14 protein-coding genes are annotated in these 15,215 nt (G+C 73.4%); 2 read left to right on the forward strand and 12 right to left on the reverse strand.

All coding sequences use genetic code 11. The features are described from left to right. Window positions 1–320: 320 nt before the first annotated feature. Genes L2C96_RS23900 through L2C96_RS23910 form a run of 3 tightly spaced genes read right to left on the reverse strand, consistent with a single transcriptional unit; the run spans window position 321 to window position 3,340 of the window. A complete protein-coding gene (locus tag L2C96_RS23900) occupies window positions 321–1,550 on the reverse strand; it encodes a class I adenylate-forming enzyme family protein (protein ID WP_237337838.1) in 1,230 nt (409 codons plus the stop codon). Further along, complete coding sequence (locus tag L2C96_RS23905; RefSeq protein WP_237337839.1) at window positions 1,550–2,119, reverse strand: biotin transporter BioY; 570 nt, start codon at window positions 2,117–2,119, stop codon at window positions 1,550–1,552. The genes L2C96_RS23900 and L2C96_RS23905 overlap by 1 nt, the downstream gene beginning before the upstream one ends. 51 nt (window positions 2,120–2,170) lie before the next feature. Beyond that, the gene (locus L2C96_RS23910) at window positions 2,171–3,340 is read right to left on the reverse strand and encodes an AI-2E family transporter (protein WP_020420552.1); all 1,170 of its coding nucleotides are present in this window, start codon (window positions 3,338–3,340) and stop codon (window positions 2,171–2,173) included. A gap of 85 nt (window positions 3,341–3,425) precedes the next feature. On the opposite strand from L2C96_RS23910, the gene L2C96_RS23915 reads away from it, so the two are divergent. Both L2C96_RS23915 and L2C96_RS23920 read left to right on the forward strand, forming a co-directional pair. Beyond that, window positions 3,426–4,049, forward strand: a complete 624-nt coding sequence (locus tag L2C96_RS23915) for a GntR family transcriptional regulator (RefSeq protein ID WP_372491259.1) — start codon at window positions 3,426–3,428, stop codon at window positions 4,047–4,049. A 123-nt stretch (window positions 4,050–4,172) separates the two neighbouring features. Next, the gene (locus tag L2C96_RS23920) at window positions 4,173–5,177 is read left to right on the forward strand and encodes a 1-aminocyclopropane-1-carboxylate deaminase (RefSeq protein ID WP_237337841.1); all 1,005 of its coding nucleotides are present in this window, start codon (window positions 4,173–4,175) and stop codon (window positions 5,175–5,177) included. A 39-nt stretch (window positions 5,178–5,216) separates the two neighbouring features. Here the strand turns inward: L2C96_RS23920 and L2C96_RS23925 are convergent, their stop codons facing one another. Genes L2C96_RS23925 through L2C96_RS23965 form a run of 9 tightly spaced genes read right to left on the reverse strand, consistent with a single transcriptional unit; the run spans window position 5,217 to window position 15,202 of the window. Beyond that, window positions 5,217–6,221 carry a sugar phosphate isomerase/epimerase family protein gene (locus L2C96_RS23925; RefSeq protein ID WP_237337842.1) on the reverse strand — a complete coding sequence of 335 codons (1,005 nt, stop codon included), beginning with the start codon at window positions 6,219–6,221 and terminating at the stop codon, window positions 5,217–5,219. Then, window positions 6,218–7,612, reverse strand: a complete 1,395-nt coding sequence (locus L2C96_RS23930) for an alkaline phosphatase family protein (protein WP_237337843.1) — start codon at window positions 7,610–7,612, stop codon at window positions 6,218–6,220. Before L2C96_RS23930 ends, L2C96_RS23925 begins: the two co-directional genes overlap by 4 nt. Then, window positions 7,609–8,694 (reverse strand): metabolite traffic protein EboE, encoded by a 1,086-nt coding sequence (gene eboE, locus L2C96_RS23935; RefSeq protein WP_237337844.1) that lies wholly within the window; start codon window positions 8,692–8,694, stop codon window positions 7,609–7,611. Before eboE ends, L2C96_RS23930 begins: the two co-directional genes overlap by 4 nt. Continuing rightward, window positions 8,691–9,566: a TatD family hydrolase gene (locus L2C96_RS23940; RefSeq protein WP_237337845.1), complete on the reverse strand. Its 876-nt coding sequence runs from the start codon at window positions 9,564–9,566 to the stop codon at window positions 8,691–8,693. Before L2C96_RS23940 ends, eboE begins: the two co-directional genes overlap by 4 nt. Beyond that, window positions 9,566–10,978 carry an EboA domain-containing protein gene (locus L2C96_RS23945; protein ID WP_237337846.1) on the reverse strand — a complete coding sequence of 471 codons (1,413 nt, stop codon included), beginning with the start codon at window positions 10,976–10,978 and terminating at the stop codon, window positions 9,566–9,568. The genes L2C96_RS23940 and L2C96_RS23945 overlap by 1 nt, the downstream gene beginning before the upstream one ends. Beyond that, window positions 10,975–11,829, reverse strand: a complete 855-nt coding sequence (locus tag L2C96_RS23950; protein WP_020420560.1) for an SCO3242 family prenyltransferase — start codon at window positions 11,827–11,829, stop codon at window positions 10,975–10,977. Before L2C96_RS23950 ends, L2C96_RS23945 begins: the two co-directional genes overlap by 4 nt. Beyond that, window positions 11,826–12,977: an inositol-3-phosphate synthase gene (locus L2C96_RS23955; RefSeq protein ID WP_237337847.1), complete on the reverse strand. Its 1,152-nt coding sequence runs from the start codon at window positions 12,975–12,977 to the stop codon at window positions 11,826–11,828. The genes L2C96_RS23950 and L2C96_RS23955 overlap by 4 nt, the downstream gene beginning before the upstream one ends. Next, window positions 12,970–14,118, reverse strand: coding sequence for a Gfo/Idh/MocA family protein (locus L2C96_RS23960; RefSeq protein ID WP_237337872.1), 1,149 nt, complete (start codon window positions 14,116–14,118; stop codon window positions 12,970–12,972). Before L2C96_RS23960 ends, L2C96_RS23955 begins: the two co-directional genes overlap by 8 nt. Before the next feature lie 28 nt (window positions 14,119–14,146). Then, window positions 14,147–15,202 (reverse strand): substrate-binding domain-containing protein, encoded by a 1,056-nt coding sequence (locus L2C96_RS23965; RefSeq protein ID WP_020420563.1) that lies wholly within the window; start codon window positions 15,200–15,202, stop codon window positions 14,147–14,149. Window positions 15,203–15,215: the final 13 nt, after the last annotated feature.

A 15,215-nucleotide genomic window follows, 5' to 3' on the forward strand; every position in this document is an offset into this window, starting at 1 on the left:
GAGTTCCGAGCCGCGCGGCGGCGAGCGCACCAGCACGGCACGCGGCGATCACGACAGGGGTGGTCACGGCAACTCCACGGACAGAGTTCCGAGCCGCGCGGCGGCGAGCGCACCAGCACGGCACGCGGCGATCACGACAGACAGGGTCATGCCAGTGGCTCCGTGGGCAAGGCCCCGCTCGCGACCCGCGGCGAGGGGCACGCCGGCGTGGCGCGCGGCAATTGGGCCGGGGGTGGTCCGGCAGCTGATTGTGAGCACGGCCCCGCCAACGACCCGCGCGGCAACGAGCACACCAGCACGGCACGCGGCCATCAGAACAGTCACCTCAACGGCTCCACGGGCAGCGTCCCATCCGCCAGCCGCGCGGCGACCGACGCCCGGGCCGGCTTGCCGGACGGCGTGCGGGGCAGCGATTCGACCATCAGCCACCGCCGCGGGCGGTTCGCGGGTGACAGCCGGTTCCGGGCGACCGCCCGCAGCTCGCGCAGCCGGGGCGAGCCCTCCACCACCGCGGTCACCAGCTCGCCCAGGCGGGGGTGCGGGGTGCCGGTGACCAGCACGTCCACCACCCCGGGCGCGGTCCGCAGCACGGCCTCGACCTCCTCGGCCGGCACGAGCCGTCCGCCGCTGGACACCGAGGCTCCCGATCGGCCCCGCACGATCAGCGCGCCGGACGCGTCGAACTCGACCAGGTCGCCCACCGTCGTCCAGTCGCCCGCCGCGCGCAAATCGCCGTCGTGGAGCTGTCCGGCGCAGGCCAACCGCGACCGCACCCACAGCACCCCGTCGCGCACGTCCAGCTCCACCCCGGGCACCGGCCGCAGTCCCCCGCCGCCGCGCCGGATCGCGATCAGCGAGTGCTCCGCCGAGCCGTAGTACTCGATCAGCTCCGCCTCCGGCAGCACCCGCGCGAAGCGGTCGCGCAGTTCATCGCCGACGTGCGCCCCGCCGCACACCACCGTCCGCAACGCGCACCGCCCGCCGCGCCGCTCCAGCACCGCGAGCAGCGCGGACAGCATCGCCGGCACCAGGTGCACGGTGGCGGCCTCCGTCCGGGCCGCGGCCTCGGCGTCCCAGCGCGGCAGGGTGACCACCGGCCGCCCGCACCACCGCGCGTGCAGCGCGCCGAACAGGAACAACGACGAGCTCAGCGGCCCCGGGATCAGCACCGGCCCGGGCAGCGGGCCGAGCGCGGCGAAGCTGCGCAGCCACGAATCACGGGTGCGCACCAGGACCTTCGGGCTGCCGCTGCTGCCCGAGGTCGTCGGCAGGTAGAAGAACGTCTCCCCATCACCCGCCTGCTCGACCGGTCCGGCAGGCGGCGGCGCCGGTGCGGCGACCACCAGGTCCGGGCGAGCGTCGGCGAGCACGGCGGCCCGCTCGGCCGGGGTCCAGGCCGGCTCGATCACCAGGGACGCGGCACCCAGCAGGTCCGCGCCGAGGAACCACGGGAGCACGTCGGGCACGTCGAGGGCGACCCGCGAGCCTTCGCCGATCCCGCGCCCGGCGAGCCACCGGGCCGCGCCGTACGCCCGGCCGTCCGGGTCCATCACTCGCTCCGCGACGCCGATCCCACGAGCTTGCCGGGCAGCGCGCGGTGCACGACGGCGCCGATCAGGGCGACCGCGACGACCTTGGCCGCGTCGCCGGGCAGGAACACCAGCGACTGCACGGCGGCGGCGCCCAGGTCGCCGGTGTAGATGCCGAGGTAGGTGATGCCGAAGACGTAGTCGATGACCACACCGGCCGCGGCGGCGAGCAGCAGCACCGGCACGTTGGGGCGCTTCAGCCGCGCCACGATCAGGCCCACCACCAGCGCCGAGAAGATCCAGCCGATCAGGAACCCGCCGCTGGGCCCGATGAACGGCGCGATCCCGCCGCGGCCGCCGGACAGCAGCGGCAGGCCGATCGCGGTGAGCGCCAGGAACAACACGACCGACGCGGTGCCGCGGCGCGCCCCCAGCACGCAGCCGGCCAGCAGCGGGCCGGCGTTCTGGAGCACGATCGGCACGCCGGAGCCGCCGACGTAAAGGCCGGGGAAGAGCCCGAGCACGGCGATGAACGCGGCGAAGACGACGGTGCGGGCGAGGTCACCTGCGGGAAGGGCGGGGCGGGACACGCGGGAACGGTAACCCGTGCCCCGCCGCGGCGGGAAAGACGCAGGTCACATTCAGCTGTGATCCATGCGGTGGAACACGATCTCCCGCACGAACAACAGCACCGCGGCGGCCACCGGGATGGCGACCAGCGCGCCGACGATGCCGAGCAGCACCCCGCCCAGCACCACCGCGACGACCGTGACCAGCGCGGGCACGTCGACGAACCGGCCGATGATCTTCGGGGTCAGCAGGTAGTCCTCGACGAACCGGTAGACGATGAAGAACCCGACGGTGGCCAGGCACACCGGCCAGGACACGGTCAGCGCGGCCAGGCTCACCACGACCCCGGCGATGATCGCGCCGATCACCGGGATCAGGTCGAGCACCGCGAGCAGCAGCGCCAGCAGCACCGGGTACGGGATGCCGAAGATCGTGAACCAGATGAACCCCAGCACCCCGGCGATGATCGAGATGACCACGTTGCCCAGCACGTAGGAGCCGACCTTGGCGAAGATCTCGTCGCCGATGAGGATCGCGCGCGGACGCCGGGTGTGCGGGACGAAGCGGTAGATCGTGGCGCGCAGCCGCGGGAAGTCGGCGAGGAAGTAGATCGTCAGGACCAGCACGATCAGCGTGTCGGTGAGCGTGCCCAGCACCGCGCGGCCGCTGCCGAGCAGCCCGTTGACCAGGGCCGGGTTCGGGTCGCTGAACGTGCTCTGCAGTCGTTGCTGCAGGTCGAACCGCGCGCTGACCTGGCCGAGCCACGAGCTGCGGTCGCCCAGCCGCGCCAGGTACTCCGGCGCCTGGTCGATGAACCGCACGGCCTGGTCGACCAGCGGCGGGATGAGCGCGGCGAAGAACCCGGCGGCCAGGCCCAGCCCGCCGACCACGATCACCGTGACCGCGAGCGCCCGCGGCAGGCCGCGCCGGACCAGCCAGGACGCGAGCGGTTCCAGGCCGATCGCGGCGAACAGGGCCACACCGATGAGCACGAGCGTGCCGCTGGCGATGAACAGGAACCAGACGGCGCCCGCCGTGACGGCCGCCCCGGCCGCCGCGGCCATACCCATGAAGAACGGCGAGCGCTTGTTCATCGGTTTGCCGGGCGGGCCCAGCGGGCGGTCCTCGCTGCTGATGCGCTCGGCCACGGCTTCGGCGTCGGCGACCGGGCCGGTGATGGCGTCACGAGGCTGGCCGACCAGTTCGTCTGGCCCCTCCGCATCCGCAGGTGACGCCGCCACGCTGGGCGAGTAACCCGGGACGGGGGTGGTGAAACAGGGCTGGCTTCGACGGGCATTGACATCTAACATGTCAGTTGTGGAACGAGTGCGGCGGACGTTGCTGCGGGAAACCGCGCACCAGGTCATCCGGGACGCGATCGTGCGTGGCGATCTCGCGCCGGGCAGCGTGGTGCGCGACGCCGACCTGGCCGAGGAGCTGGGCCTGTCCCGGGCGCCGGTGCGTGACGCGCTGGCCCGGCTGGCCGACGAGGGCCTGATCGAGACCAAGCCGCAGAGCCACACGCGGGTCACGCCCCTGCTGTCACGGGACGTCCGCGACGCGGCGGCGGTGGTGCGGGCGATGCACGAGCTGGCCGCGCGCACGGCGGTCCCGCGGCTGAGCGACGCGGACTGCGACGCGATGGCGGCGGCCAACGACCGCTTCGCCGCCGCGGCCCGCGCCGGGGACGTCGACGGGGCCCTGCGCGCGGACGACGAACTGCACGACGTGCTGGTCCGCGCCGGCGGCAACCGGGCCGTCGCCGCGACGATCGACCGCTACACGCCGCTGATCCGCCGCCTGGAGCGAATCCGGTTCGGCGAAGGCGCCGGGCACCAGTCCGCGGAGCTGCACGAGCGGCTCATCGAGGCCTGCCGCGCCCGCGACGCCGCCACGGTCACCGCGGTGACCACCGAGATCTGGCGGGAACTGGAGGACCTCGCCGACTGACCACCCGGCCGACGGCGCGAGCGCCGAGCATCCCCGAACACGGCAAGAACCGCACTCCCCGCCGCCCGGAGCCATCCGCGAGCCCGCTCGGCACCGCCGACGCCAACCCTGATTGGAGCCCCCATGTCCCTGGACGACTTCGAGCGCTATCCGCTGCTCTTCGGCCCCTCGCCGGTGCACCGGCTGGACCGGCTGACCGCCCACCTCGGCGGGGCCGAGGTGTGGGCGAAGCGCGAGGACTGCAACTCCGGCATCGCGTTCGGCGGGAACAAGACCCGCAAGCTGGAGTACCTCGTCGCGGACGCGATCGCCCAGGGGTGCGACACCCTCGTGTCCATCGGCGGCGTCCAGTCCAACCACACCCGCCAGGTCGCGGCCGTCGCGGCGCGGGCCGGGCTCAAGTGCGTGCTGGTGCAGGAGAGCTGGGTCGACTGGCCGGACGCCGTCTACGACAAGGTCGGCAACATCCTGATCAGCCGACTGGCCGGCGCCGAAGTGCGGCTGGTCAAGGCGGGCTTCGGCATCGGGTTCAAGGAGAGCTGGGAGCAGGCCCTCGACGAGATCCGCGAGCGCGGCGGCAAGCCGTACGCGATCCCGGCCGGCGCGTCCGACCACCGCCTGGGCGGGCTCGGCTTCGCCCGGTGGGCCGCCGAGGTCGCCGAGCAGGAGCGCGAGCTGGGCGTGCACTTCGACACGATCATCGTGTGCTCGGTCACCGGCTCCACGCAGGCCGGGATGATCGCCGGGTTCGCCGCGCTGGACGAGGACCGGCCGCGCCGCGTCCTCGGCATCGACGGCTCCGCCAAGCCGAAGGAGACCCGCGACCAGATCGCGCGCATCGCCCGGAACACCGCGTCGCTGCTCGGCGTCGAGCGGGAGCTGGACGTCGAGCTGGACGAGCGCTACCACGCCGGCATCTACGGCATCCCCGACGAGCAGACCCTGGATGCGATGAAGGTCGCCGCCCGCACCGAGGGCATGGTCACCGACCCGGTGTACGAGGGCAAGTCGATGGCCGGGCTGATCGACCTGGTGTCGCGCAAGGAGATCCCGGCCGGCTCGACCGTGCTGTACGCGCACCTCGGCGGCCAGCCCGCGCTCAACGGCTACAGCGCGCTGTTCAGCTGACGGCGAGGGCGCCCGGCCACGCGGCCGGGCGCCCTCCCCTCACTTCTCGCTGCTGAAGGCGGCGTCGAAGGCCGCCGACGGCTTGTCCCACAGCAGGTTGCGGATGAAGCCGACCGCTTCCTCCGCCCCGCGCAGGCGGTCCATGCCGGCGTCCTCCCACTCCACCGAGATCGGCCCGCGGTAGCCGATCGCGTTGAGGGCGCGGAAGCACTCCTCCCACGGCACGTCGCCGTGGCCGGTGGACACGAAGTCCCAGCCGCGGCGCGCGTCGGCCCACGCCAGGTGCGAACCGAGCCGCCCGTTGCGGCCGTCGAACCGCTTCTTCGTGTCCTTGCAGTCGACGTGGTAGATCCGGTCGGCGAAGTCCAGGATGAACCCGACCGGGTCCAGGTCCTGCCACACGAAGTGCGACGGGTCCCAGTTCAGCCCGAACGCCGCCCGGTTGCCCACGGCCTCCAGGGCGCGGCGAGTGGTCCAGTAGTCGTAGGCGATCTCCGACGGGTGCACCTCGTGCGCGAACCGCACGCCGACCTCGTCGAACACGTCGAGGATCGGGTTCCAGCGGGCGGCGAAGTCGGCGTACCCGTCTTCGATGACCTCCTGCGACACCGGCGGGAACATCGCCACGTACTTCCAGATCTTCGACCCGGTGAAGCCGATGACGGTGTCCACGCCGAGCTTCGCCGCGGCGCGGGCGGTGTCGGCCATCTCCGCGGCGGCCCGCTGCCGCACGCCTTCGGGCTCGCCGTCGCCCCAGACGCGGGCGGGCAGGATGTTGCGGTGCCGCTCGTCGATCGGGTCGTCGCACACCGCCTGCCCGACCAGGTGGTTCGAGATCGCCCACACCTTGAGGCCGTAGGACTCCAGGATCTTGTGCCGACCCGCCACGTAGTCGTCCTCCGCGAGCGCGCGGTCGACCTCGAAGTGGTCGCCGCTGCACGCGATCTCCAGCCCGTCGTAGCCCCACTGCGACGCGAGCCGGCACACCTCCTCGAACGGCAGATCGGCCCACTGGCCGGTGAACAACGTGACCGGACGGCTCATCGCCGGCTCCCTTCGCTCGCCTTCAGTCCTTGCACACTCAGCAGCAGGTCCCGGACGTCGGTGGCGGCCAGCCGCTCCCGCTCCGGCACACCCGCGTCCCCGCACAGCAGCACCGGCCCGTCGTCCGGCGAGTCCGGCAGCCGCCCGTGCGAGCCGCGCACCGGCGCCGGGTCCAGCGGCGTGGTCTTCATCGCGTACCGCAGGCCGGCCTTCTTGCGCACCAGGTTCAGCCCGGCCTTGGCCTTGGCCAGCGGGTCGGCCGGGTCGAAGAACAGCTCGGCCGGGTCGTACCCGGGCTTGCGGTGGATCTCCACGCCGCGTGCGAAGTCCGGCGCGCGGTCGTCGTCGAGCCAGTAGTAGTAGGTGAACCACGCGTCCGGCTCCGCGGTCACCACGAACTCGCCCGCCCGCGGGTGGTCGATGCCGTAGCGCGCCTGGGCCTGCCGGTCCAGCACTTCGTCCACACCGGACAGTCGCGTCAGCAGGTCCCGCACCCGCGGCAGGTCCGCCTCGTCGGCCACGTAGACGTGCGCGACCTGGTGGTCGGCGACGGCGAAGGCCCGCGAGGTCCACGGGTCGAGGTACTCCATGCCGTCCTGCGTGTAGACCTCCAGCAGGCCCTCGCGGCGCAGCAGCCGGTTGACGTCGACCGGCCGGTGCGCGTTGGTGATGCCGTACTCGCTCAGCGCCACGACCCCCACGCCGTCCGCCCTGGCCTGGTCGAGCAGCGGCGCGACGGACGCGTCCACCGCGCGGGCAGCCGCGATGGCCTGCGGCGAGTCCGGGCCGAACCGCTGCAGGTCGTAGTCCAGGTGCGGCAGGTACGCCAGCGTCAGGTCGGGCCGGTCCTCGCGCAGGATCGCCGAGGTGGCCCCGACGATCCAGTCGGTGGACGCGATCGACGCGGTCGGGCCCCAGTACTGGAACAGCGGGAACTCGCCCAGCCGCGAGGTGAGCCGGTCGTGCAGCTGCGGCGGCCGGGTGTAGCAGTCCGGGGCCTTCTTGCCGTCGGCGTAGTAGATCGGCCGGGGCGTGACGGTGAAGTCGGTGGTCGCGCCCATCGCGTACCACCAGCACACGTTGGCCGCGCGGTACCCGGGGTGCTCGGCCCGCGCGGTCTCCCACAGCTTCTCGCCCTCGACCAGCTTGTTGTGCTGGCGCCACAGGAAGACCTCGCCGAGCTCGCGGAAGTACCAGCCGTTGCCGACGATGCCGTGCTCGCTGGGCATCCGCCCGGTCAGGAACGTGGACTGGACGCTGCAGGTCACCGCGGGCAGCACGGTGTCCAGCTGCGCCTGCCAGCCCTGCTGCCCCAGCTTCGCCACGTTCGGCATGTGCTTGAGCAGCCGCGGGGTCATCCCCACGACGTCGAGCACCAGGAGCGGTTTCACTTCGATGCCACCAATCCCGCGGCGAAGGACAGTTCCGCCGCGATCCCGCCGATGAGGTCCTGGCGGTGTGCCTCGGGCAGCACCGTCCAGGTGTAGGTTTCCACTTCCAGGTGCGCCGGCTTCGGCGGCAGCGCGGCGAGGGCCTGCGACAGCACCTCGGTGGTCGAGGACAGCGGCGCCGCCGGGGTCGCGTGCAGCGGCACGTGGAAGTGGACGCGCCACGGCCCCTCCCCCGGCAGGTCCGCGAACGCCTCGCCCAGGTCGTCGGCCTTGCGGACGTCGCCGCCGGACGATTCCCGGGTCTGGTGCAGGTACCGCGGCTCGTCGAACGCGGCCAGCGCCTCCCGGGCCGCCGGGTCGCGCGGGTTCGGCACGTGCAGGGCCGCCGACATCTGGACCTTGACCACGTCGAGCCCGGCCGCGGTGATCTCGGCGACCGCGCCGGCCGGGTCGGCGAAGGACACCGCCAGGTGGCAGGTGTCCAGGCACAGCCCGACGTGCGCGGGGTCGACGCGCCCGGCGAGCCAGGACACGGCGTCGTGCACGGTGTCCAGGACGCAGCCGGGTTCCGGCTCGACGGCGAGCCGGATCGTGCGGTCCTGGGCGCGCAGCGCGGCGGTCACCTCGTCGAGCAACCGCTGGGCCGCCGCGTCGTCCTCCGGCGTCCACGGCTCGCGCCAGCCCAGCGGCAGCGTGGAGATGCTGCCGAACGCGGCGTCGTCGGGCAGCAGCCCGGACAGCACTGTCGCGCAGTTCAGCGTGTACTCCGCGCGTGCCCGGTCGGTCCACCGTGGACGGTAGACCTTCTGCTTGACCACCGGATCGTGGAACCCGCCGTACGGGAACGCGTTGAGCGTCACCACTTCCAGCCCGCGGGCGTCCAGTTCGGCACGCAACCGCTTGCGCTCGCCCGGATCGGCGGCCAGCGCCGACGCCACGTCGGCGGCCAGCCACAGCCCGAGCCCGAGCCGGTCGGCGCCGAGCCGCTCCCGCACCGGCAGGGCGTAGGAGCCGAGCTGGCCGAGGACCCCCGCGAGGTCCTCGGCCGGATGGACGTTGGTGCAGTAGGACAGGGGCGTCACGCGACCGCCTCGTCCCGCCCGCCGCGCAACACGGAGTTGCCCTCGAAGGTCTCCTTGGCCGCGCTGAAACCGGGCAGCTCGTCGAGGACCAGCCGCCCGCTCTGGCCGTAGAAGGCGACCGGGTTGTCCCACAGCACGGTGTCCACATCGGACTCGGTGAACCCGCCGCCGAGCATCGCCAGGCCGGTCTTGTGGACCTTCAGCGGGTCCGACCGGCCCCAGTCGGCGGCGGAGTTGACCAGCATCTTCTCCGTGCCGTGCTCGCGCAGGATCGCGACCATGCGCTGCTCGTCCATCTTGGTGTCCGGGTAGATGGAAAAGCCCATCCAGGCGCCGGACTCCTTGACCAGGCCGACGGTGACCTCGTTGAGGTGGTCGACGACGACCCGCTCCGGCGCGATGCCGGACTCGGCCACCACGGCGAGGGTGCGCTTGGTGCCTTCCAGCTTGTCCCGGTGCGGGGTGTGCACGAGCACCGGCAGGTCGTGCTCCTTCGCCATCTCCAGCTGGCGGGCGAAGGCGTCGTCCTCGGCCGGGGTCATCGAGTCGTAGCCGACCTCGCCGACCGCGACCACGCCGTCCTTGGCGAGGTAGCGGGGCAGCACGTCGAGCACCGGCGTGCAGCGCGGGTCGTTGGCCTCCTTGGGGTTCAGCGCGATGGTGCAGTGGTGGCGGATGCCGAACTGCGCGGCACGGAAGCGTTCCCAGCCGATCAGCCCGTCGAAGTAGTCGGTGAACGACGACACGCCGGTGCGCGGCTGGCCGAGCCAGAACGCGGGCTCGACCAGTGCCCGCACGCCGGCGGCGTACATGGCCTCGTAGTCGTCGGTGGTGCGGGAGGTCATGTGGATGTGCGGATCGAACAGGCGCATCAGGGTGTCTCTTCCAGGAAGCGGAGTGCGTCGGCGGGGACGGCGCGGCCGGCGGCCCTGCGCTCCCCCGCGTAGTCGGTGATCATGCGGCGCAGCTCGTCGTCGGCCCGCCGGTCCAGCTCGGCGACCGCGGCCAGCGGGATGCCGGTGAACAGGCACTTCAGCACGCCGTGGCGCCAGCCGTGCTGGTCGAGGTGGCGGGCGGCGAACGGGCCGAGCGCGGCCGCGATCAGGCCGGTGTCGTTGCTGCGCAGGGCGTCGCGGACCAGTTCGAGACCGGTGGCGACCGCCTTGTCGCCGACCGCGGACAGCGCCCGCAGCACGCCCCGCCGCTCGGCGCCGTCGCCGTAGCGGTAGAGGTCGGCCAGCTCGGTCGCGAACTCCCCGGCGGGCAGCGCCGCGGCGAGCGTGGTCAGCAGCCGGGTCCGGGCCAGGTCGTCGGCGGTGCCGTGGACCAGGCCGTCCGGATCGGAGCCCGGGTGCAGCGGCCCCCGGCCGACGTGCCGTCCGGCCGCCGGGAACAGGGTCCGCACTGCCGTCGGTTCATCGGTGATGCGCCGTTGCGCCTCGCCCAGCCAGGACTGGTCGAGCCGCGCGGCCCGCAACGCGGTCAGCGCGGCGCGGGCGACCTGTGGCGCGGCGTGGCTGTGCCGGGGCAGCTCGACCGCGGCCACCCCGGTGTAGCCGATCTCGTCCAGCGCGGCGAGCGTGGCGGGCAGGTCCAGCTGCCCGTCGCCGAACTCGAGGTGCTCGTGCACCCCCGGCCGCATGTCGTCCAGCTGCACGTTGACCAGCAGCCCCTTGGCCTGCCGGATGCAGGCGGCCGCGTCCTGCGGCTCCACGGCGACGCAGTGCCCGACGTCGAGGGTGATCCCGAGCCCATCCGGATCCCCCAGTTCGCCGCGCAGCCGCAGCGCGTCGGACAGCGTTTCCACGAGCATCCCGGGTTCCGGTTCGAGGCCGAGGCGGACACCGCGCCGGTCCGCCTCGGCCAGCACCGCGGGCATCCGCGACCGCAGCCGCTCCCACGCGATCGTCTCGTCCACAGTGGACACCCCGGACCAGAACGACACGCAGTCGGCGCCCAGTCCCTCCGCGACCCGGATCGCCCGCGCCAGGAAGTCCAGCCGCTTGTCCGCGTTCTCGCTGACCAGGGTCGGTTCGTGCTTGTGCCACGGGTCGAGCAGGAACCGCGCTCCGGTCTCCACGACGCAGCGCAGGCCCAGCTCGCCCAGCCGGGTCGCGACCCGGTCCACGCGCGCGGACAGGTCCTCGGCGTACGGGTCGAGGTGCTGGTGGTCCAGCGTCAGCGCGACCGAGGTGTAGCCCAGGTCGGCGATGATCGCCAGCGCGTCGTCGAGCCGGTGGTTGGCGAACCCGTTGGTGCCGTAGCCGAGGTGGTAGCCGCTCATGTCGGGCTCACCTTCCGGCCGAGCCGCTTGGCCAGCGGCAGCGCCAGTGCGACCAGGCCCGCGCCGAGCACGCCGCCGCGCCGGGCCGCGAGCGCGGCCTGCAACGGGACCATGCCGTGGATGCCCGCGGCCGTCGCCGTGCGGACCACGGCCGCGGTCGGCTTGCGCACTGCCGCGTACTGCTTCGACCCGACGCTCACGCCGTACCCGGCGGCCGCGGCCAGCGCCGCCACCCGGTGCCCGGCCGCGCCACCGCGCCCGGAGACTGCCGCGGCGGCCGACGCCGAGGTCAGCGCGAGCGCGCCCGCCGCCCGTGCGGGCGACGCGCCGTGCACCTCGCCTGCCGACAACGCGGTGACCCCGAGCGTGTGCCCGCCGAGCACCGCGGCCGGGACCAGCGCCTTCGCCGCGCCCGAGCGGCCCGCGCCGAGCAGCACGTCCAGCGAGCGGCACAGCGCCATCGCGGCCGGCGCGAGCGGGGTCTTCTTGAGCACGGTGTCGTAGGCCCACACCGCCGCCGCCAGCGGCGCGGCGACCTTGAGCGCGTCGCGGCCACCGGCGACCGCGGCCAGCCCGAGGCCCGCGCCGGTCAGCCCGGCAGCCACGCCGAGCGCGCGCTGCGGGCTGATCCGGCCGGACGGGATCGGCCGCTCCGGGCGCTCGACCGCGTCCAGTTCCCGGTCGGCCCAGTCGTTGAGCGCCATGCCGGACCAGTAGATCGCCACCGAGGCCAGCGGCAGCGCGAGCCGCCGGCCCCGCAACGGACGACCGGCCGCGGCGGCGCCCGCGACGGTGTCGCCGAGGACGCTCAGCGCGGCCGGTGCCCGCACGAGCTGCACGTACGGGTTCACTTCTGCCGTCCCAGCGACGCCGCCCACTCGGCCAGGACCCGCGCCTGCTCGGCGAAGCGGTGCTCGCCGGTGCCGACCGGGTCCTTGAAGAAGAACGCCAGCTGCCCCAGCGGCCCGGTCTCGCCCGCCCGGTACGCGGCCGCGGTCAGCCGCGCCAGGTCCAGCACCAGCGGCGCGGCCAGTGCCGAGTCGTAGCCGGTCCAGGTGAACTGCAGGGTCATCCGCGCGCCCAGGAAGCCCTCGAAGGACACGTGGTCCCACGCCGTCTTCTGCTCGCCCAGGTCCGGCACGTGGTCGATGTGCAGCGGCGCCACCACGTCGTCGCCGAGCAGGGCCGCCAGCCCGCGGGCCTTGGACTCCAGCTTGCCCGCCGCCTTCACCGGGTCGGCCAGGGTGGCGCCGTCGCCGCCGCCGAGCAGGTTGGTGCCCGACCACGACCGCACCTTCAGCGCCCGCGCCGCGAACATCGGCGCCAGCACCGATCGCAGCAGCGTCTCACCGGTCTTGCCGTCCGATCCGGCGTAGGGCAGCCCCTGCCGCCGGGCGAATTCGGTGAGCGCGGGCAACCGGATGCCCGTCGACGGCGTGAAGTCCACGAAGGGGCACCCCGCCGACACCGCCGCGAACGCCGCCAGCGAGCTGCCGGGCAGCACCTCCCGGCCGGGCTCGTCCATCGCCGCCACGAGCGCGTCGAGGTCGTGGTGCTCCGGCGCGTCCGCGGTTGGGGGTTCCGTGGACGAGACGTTGATCACCACGACGGCCGACAGGCCGTGCCGGGTGCGGAACTCGCGCAGGTCGTCGGCCATCCGCGCGGCGGTCTCGGCCTGCGTGCGCCCGGCGGGCACCGGGCGCAGGTCGGCCTCGACGGCACGCAGGCCGTCGCGGATGGCCGGCAGCAGGCCGGCGGGGAGCAGCCCGCCCGCGGTGAGCTGCTCCGCCTTCTTCTCCAGTGGCGTGTCCACCAGGTCGTGCCCGCCGACGACGAGCTCGTCCCAGCCCGGCAGCACGCCGGGCGCCACGTCGAGCCGCTCGGTCACACAGCCGTCCGGCCCGGTCAGGCCGGACCGCATCGCGAGCAGCCCGCTGATCGCCGTGGTGGCCACCGAGCCACGCGCGCCGACCAGCCACAATCCAGTTCTCTCAGGCATCGATCACCCTTTCGGTCGACATTGATACGCCGACCCAGGACGTTCCGTTGCCCGCGCTCTCCTCCACCGCGTGCAGCACCCGCTGGACCTGCAGGCCGTCGTCGAACCCCGGTTCGGGGTCGCGCTGCTCGCCGATGGCGGTGAGGAAGTCGGCGATCTCGTGGGTGAAGGTGTGCTCGTACCCCAGCAGGTGCCCCGGCGGCCACCACGCCCCGACGTAGGGGTGGTCCGGCTCGGTCACCAGGATCCGCCGGAAACCCGCCTCGGCCGGGTCGTCGTCGCCGTCGTAGAAGGACAGCTCGTTCATCGACTCGAAGTCGAAGGCCAGGCTGCCCCGCGACCCGTTGATCTCCAGCCGCAGCGCGTTCTTGCGGCCCAGCGCGAACCGGGTGGCCTCGAAGGTGGCGACCGCGCCGCCGGCGAACCGCGCCAGGAAGACCGCGCAGTCGTCCACGTCGACCTCGCCCAGCGCGCTGCCCGGCTCCCCGGACAGCGGCCGCTCCCGCACGAACGTCTCGGTCATCGCCGAGACGCCGCTGATCCGGTCGCCGAGGACGAACTGGGCGGTGTCCACCGCGTGCGCGGCGATGTCGCCGAGCGCGCCGGACCCGGCCTTGTCCCGCCGCAGCCGCCAGGTCATCGGCGTGGCCGGGTCGGCCAGCCAGTCCTGCAGGTAGGCCGCCCGCACCTGGCGGATCGTGCCCAGCCTGCCCTCGGCGACCATCTTGCGGGCCAGCGCGATCGCGGGCACCCGCCGGTAGTTGAACCCGACCATCGCCCGCTGCCCGTTGGCCGCCGCGCGCTCGGCGGCCGCCGCCATCTCCTCGGCCTCGGCGACCGAGTTGGCCAGCGGTTTCTCGCACAGCACGTGCTTGCCCGCGGCGAGGGCGGCCAGCGCGATCTCGGCGTGCGAGTCGCCCGGCGTGCAGATGTCGACGATGCCGACGTCGTCACGCGCGACCAGGGTGGCCCAGTCGGTCTCGACGTCCGGCCAGCCCTGCTTGGCGGCGGCGGCCTTCGTGCGCTCCGGGTCGCGGCCGCCGAGGACGGCCAGCCGCGGCACCAGTGGCACGTCGAAGAACCGGTGGACCGAGCGCCAGGCGTGGGCGTGGACGGCGCCCATGAAGGCGTGCCCGACCATGCCCACCCCGATGGAGGCGCCCACGGGATCAGGAGTCGAAGGCGACATCGGCATAGGAATCGACGTTCTCCTTGGTCACCACGGCCGAGTAGGTCGTGACGTTCGCGGGGATCTCGTGCTCGGCGAGGTCGCCGATGCCCTTGGCCTGGCCGAGCAGCCGGGCCAGGGCGATCGCCGACGACGCCATCGACGGGCTGTAGAGCACGGTCGCCTTGATGACGCTGCTGTCGGCCTTGATCAGGTCCATCATGTTGCGCGAGCCCGCGCCGCCGACCATGAAGAACTCGTTGCGGCGCGCGTTGTCGATCGCCGCCAGCACGCCGATGCCCTGGTCGTCGTCGTGGTTCCACAGCGCGTCGAGCTTGCTCGCCGACTGCAGCAGGTTCGACGTCATCTGCTCGCCGCTCTCCGGCGTGAACTGCGCGGACACCCGGGGGCCGACGGCGAAGCCGTGCTTGGCCAGCGCGTCCCGGAAGCCCTGGCTGCGCTCCTGGGTCAGCGGCAGCGAGTCGATGCCGGCGACCTCGCCGATCACCGGGCTGGCCACGCCCTTCTTCTTCAGCTCGCCCGCGATGTAGTTGCCCGCGTTGACGCCCATCCGGTAGTTGTCGCCGCCGATCCAGGTGCGGTAGGCCAGCGGTGTGTCGAACACGCGGTCCACGTTGACCACCGGGATGCCGGCGTCCATGGCCTGCTGACCGACCTGCGTCAGCGCCTTGCCGTCGAAGGGCAGGATCACCAGGACGCCGACCTTCTGGTTGATCAGCGTCTCGACCTGGGCGATCTGCTGGTTGACGTCGTTGGTGCCCTCGGTGGCGGTGAAGGTGACGTCGGAGAACTGGCCGGCCTGCGCGCGGGCGTTCTTGGTCATCGCCGCCATCCAGCCGTGGTCGGCGGCGGGCGCGGAGAAGCCGATGGTGACCTGCTTGCCGGGCTGGGAGTTCTGGCCCGCGTTGCCCGCGACGGCCTGCGGGGCCGACTGCGGCGACTCGTTGGAGGTGCAGGCGGCCAGCAGGGCGCCGGCGCCGACGGCCGCGCCACCGGTGAGGAAGCGGCGGCGGGCGAGGGAGGATGGTCCGGACATGGCGAGCTCCAGT

It is taken from the genome of Amycolatopsis tucumanensis, assembly GCF_021654135.1.
GTDB classification, from domain to species: Bacteria; Actinomycetota; Actinomycetes; order Mycobacteriales; family Pseudonocardiaceae; genus Amycolatopsis_E; species Amycolatopsis_E tucumanensis.

Excerpts from the sequence above, each read along its gene's own strand:
- L2C96_RS23945 (WP_237337846.1), bottom strand. The coding sequence starts at position 10,978 with ATGAGCGGCTACCACCTCGGCTACGGCACCAACGGGTTCGCCAACCAC.
- L2C96_RS23900 (WP_237337838.1), bottom strand. The coding sequence starts at position 1,550 with ATGGACCCGGACGGCCGGGCGTACGGCGCGGCCCGGTGGCTCGCCGGG.
- L2C96_RS23965 (WP_020420563.1), bottom strand. The coding sequence starts at position 15,202 with ATGTCCGGACCATCCTCCCTCGCCCGCCGCCGCTTCCTCACCGGTGGC.
- L2C96_RS23940 (WP_237337845.1), bottom strand. The coding sequence starts at position 9,566 with ATGCGCCTGTTCGATCCGCACATCCACATGACCTCCCGCACCACCGAC.
- L2C96_RS23955 (WP_237337847.1), bottom strand. The coding sequence starts at position 12,977 with ATGCCTGAGAGAACTGGATTGTGGCTGGTCGGCGCGCGTGGCTCGGTG.
- L2C96_RS23960 (WP_237337872.1), bottom strand. The coding sequence starts at position 14,118 with ATGGTCGGGCACGCCTTCATGGGCGCCGTCCACGCCCACGCCTGGCGC.
- L2C96_RS23925 (WP_237337842.1), bottom strand. The coding sequence starts at position 6,221 with ATGAGCCGTCCGGTCACGTTGTTCACCGGCCAGTGGGCCGATCTGCCG.
- L2C96_RS23920 (WP_237337841.1), top strand. The coding sequence starts at position 4,173 with ATGTCCCTGGACGACTTCGAGCGCTATCCGCTGCTCTTCGGCCCCTCG.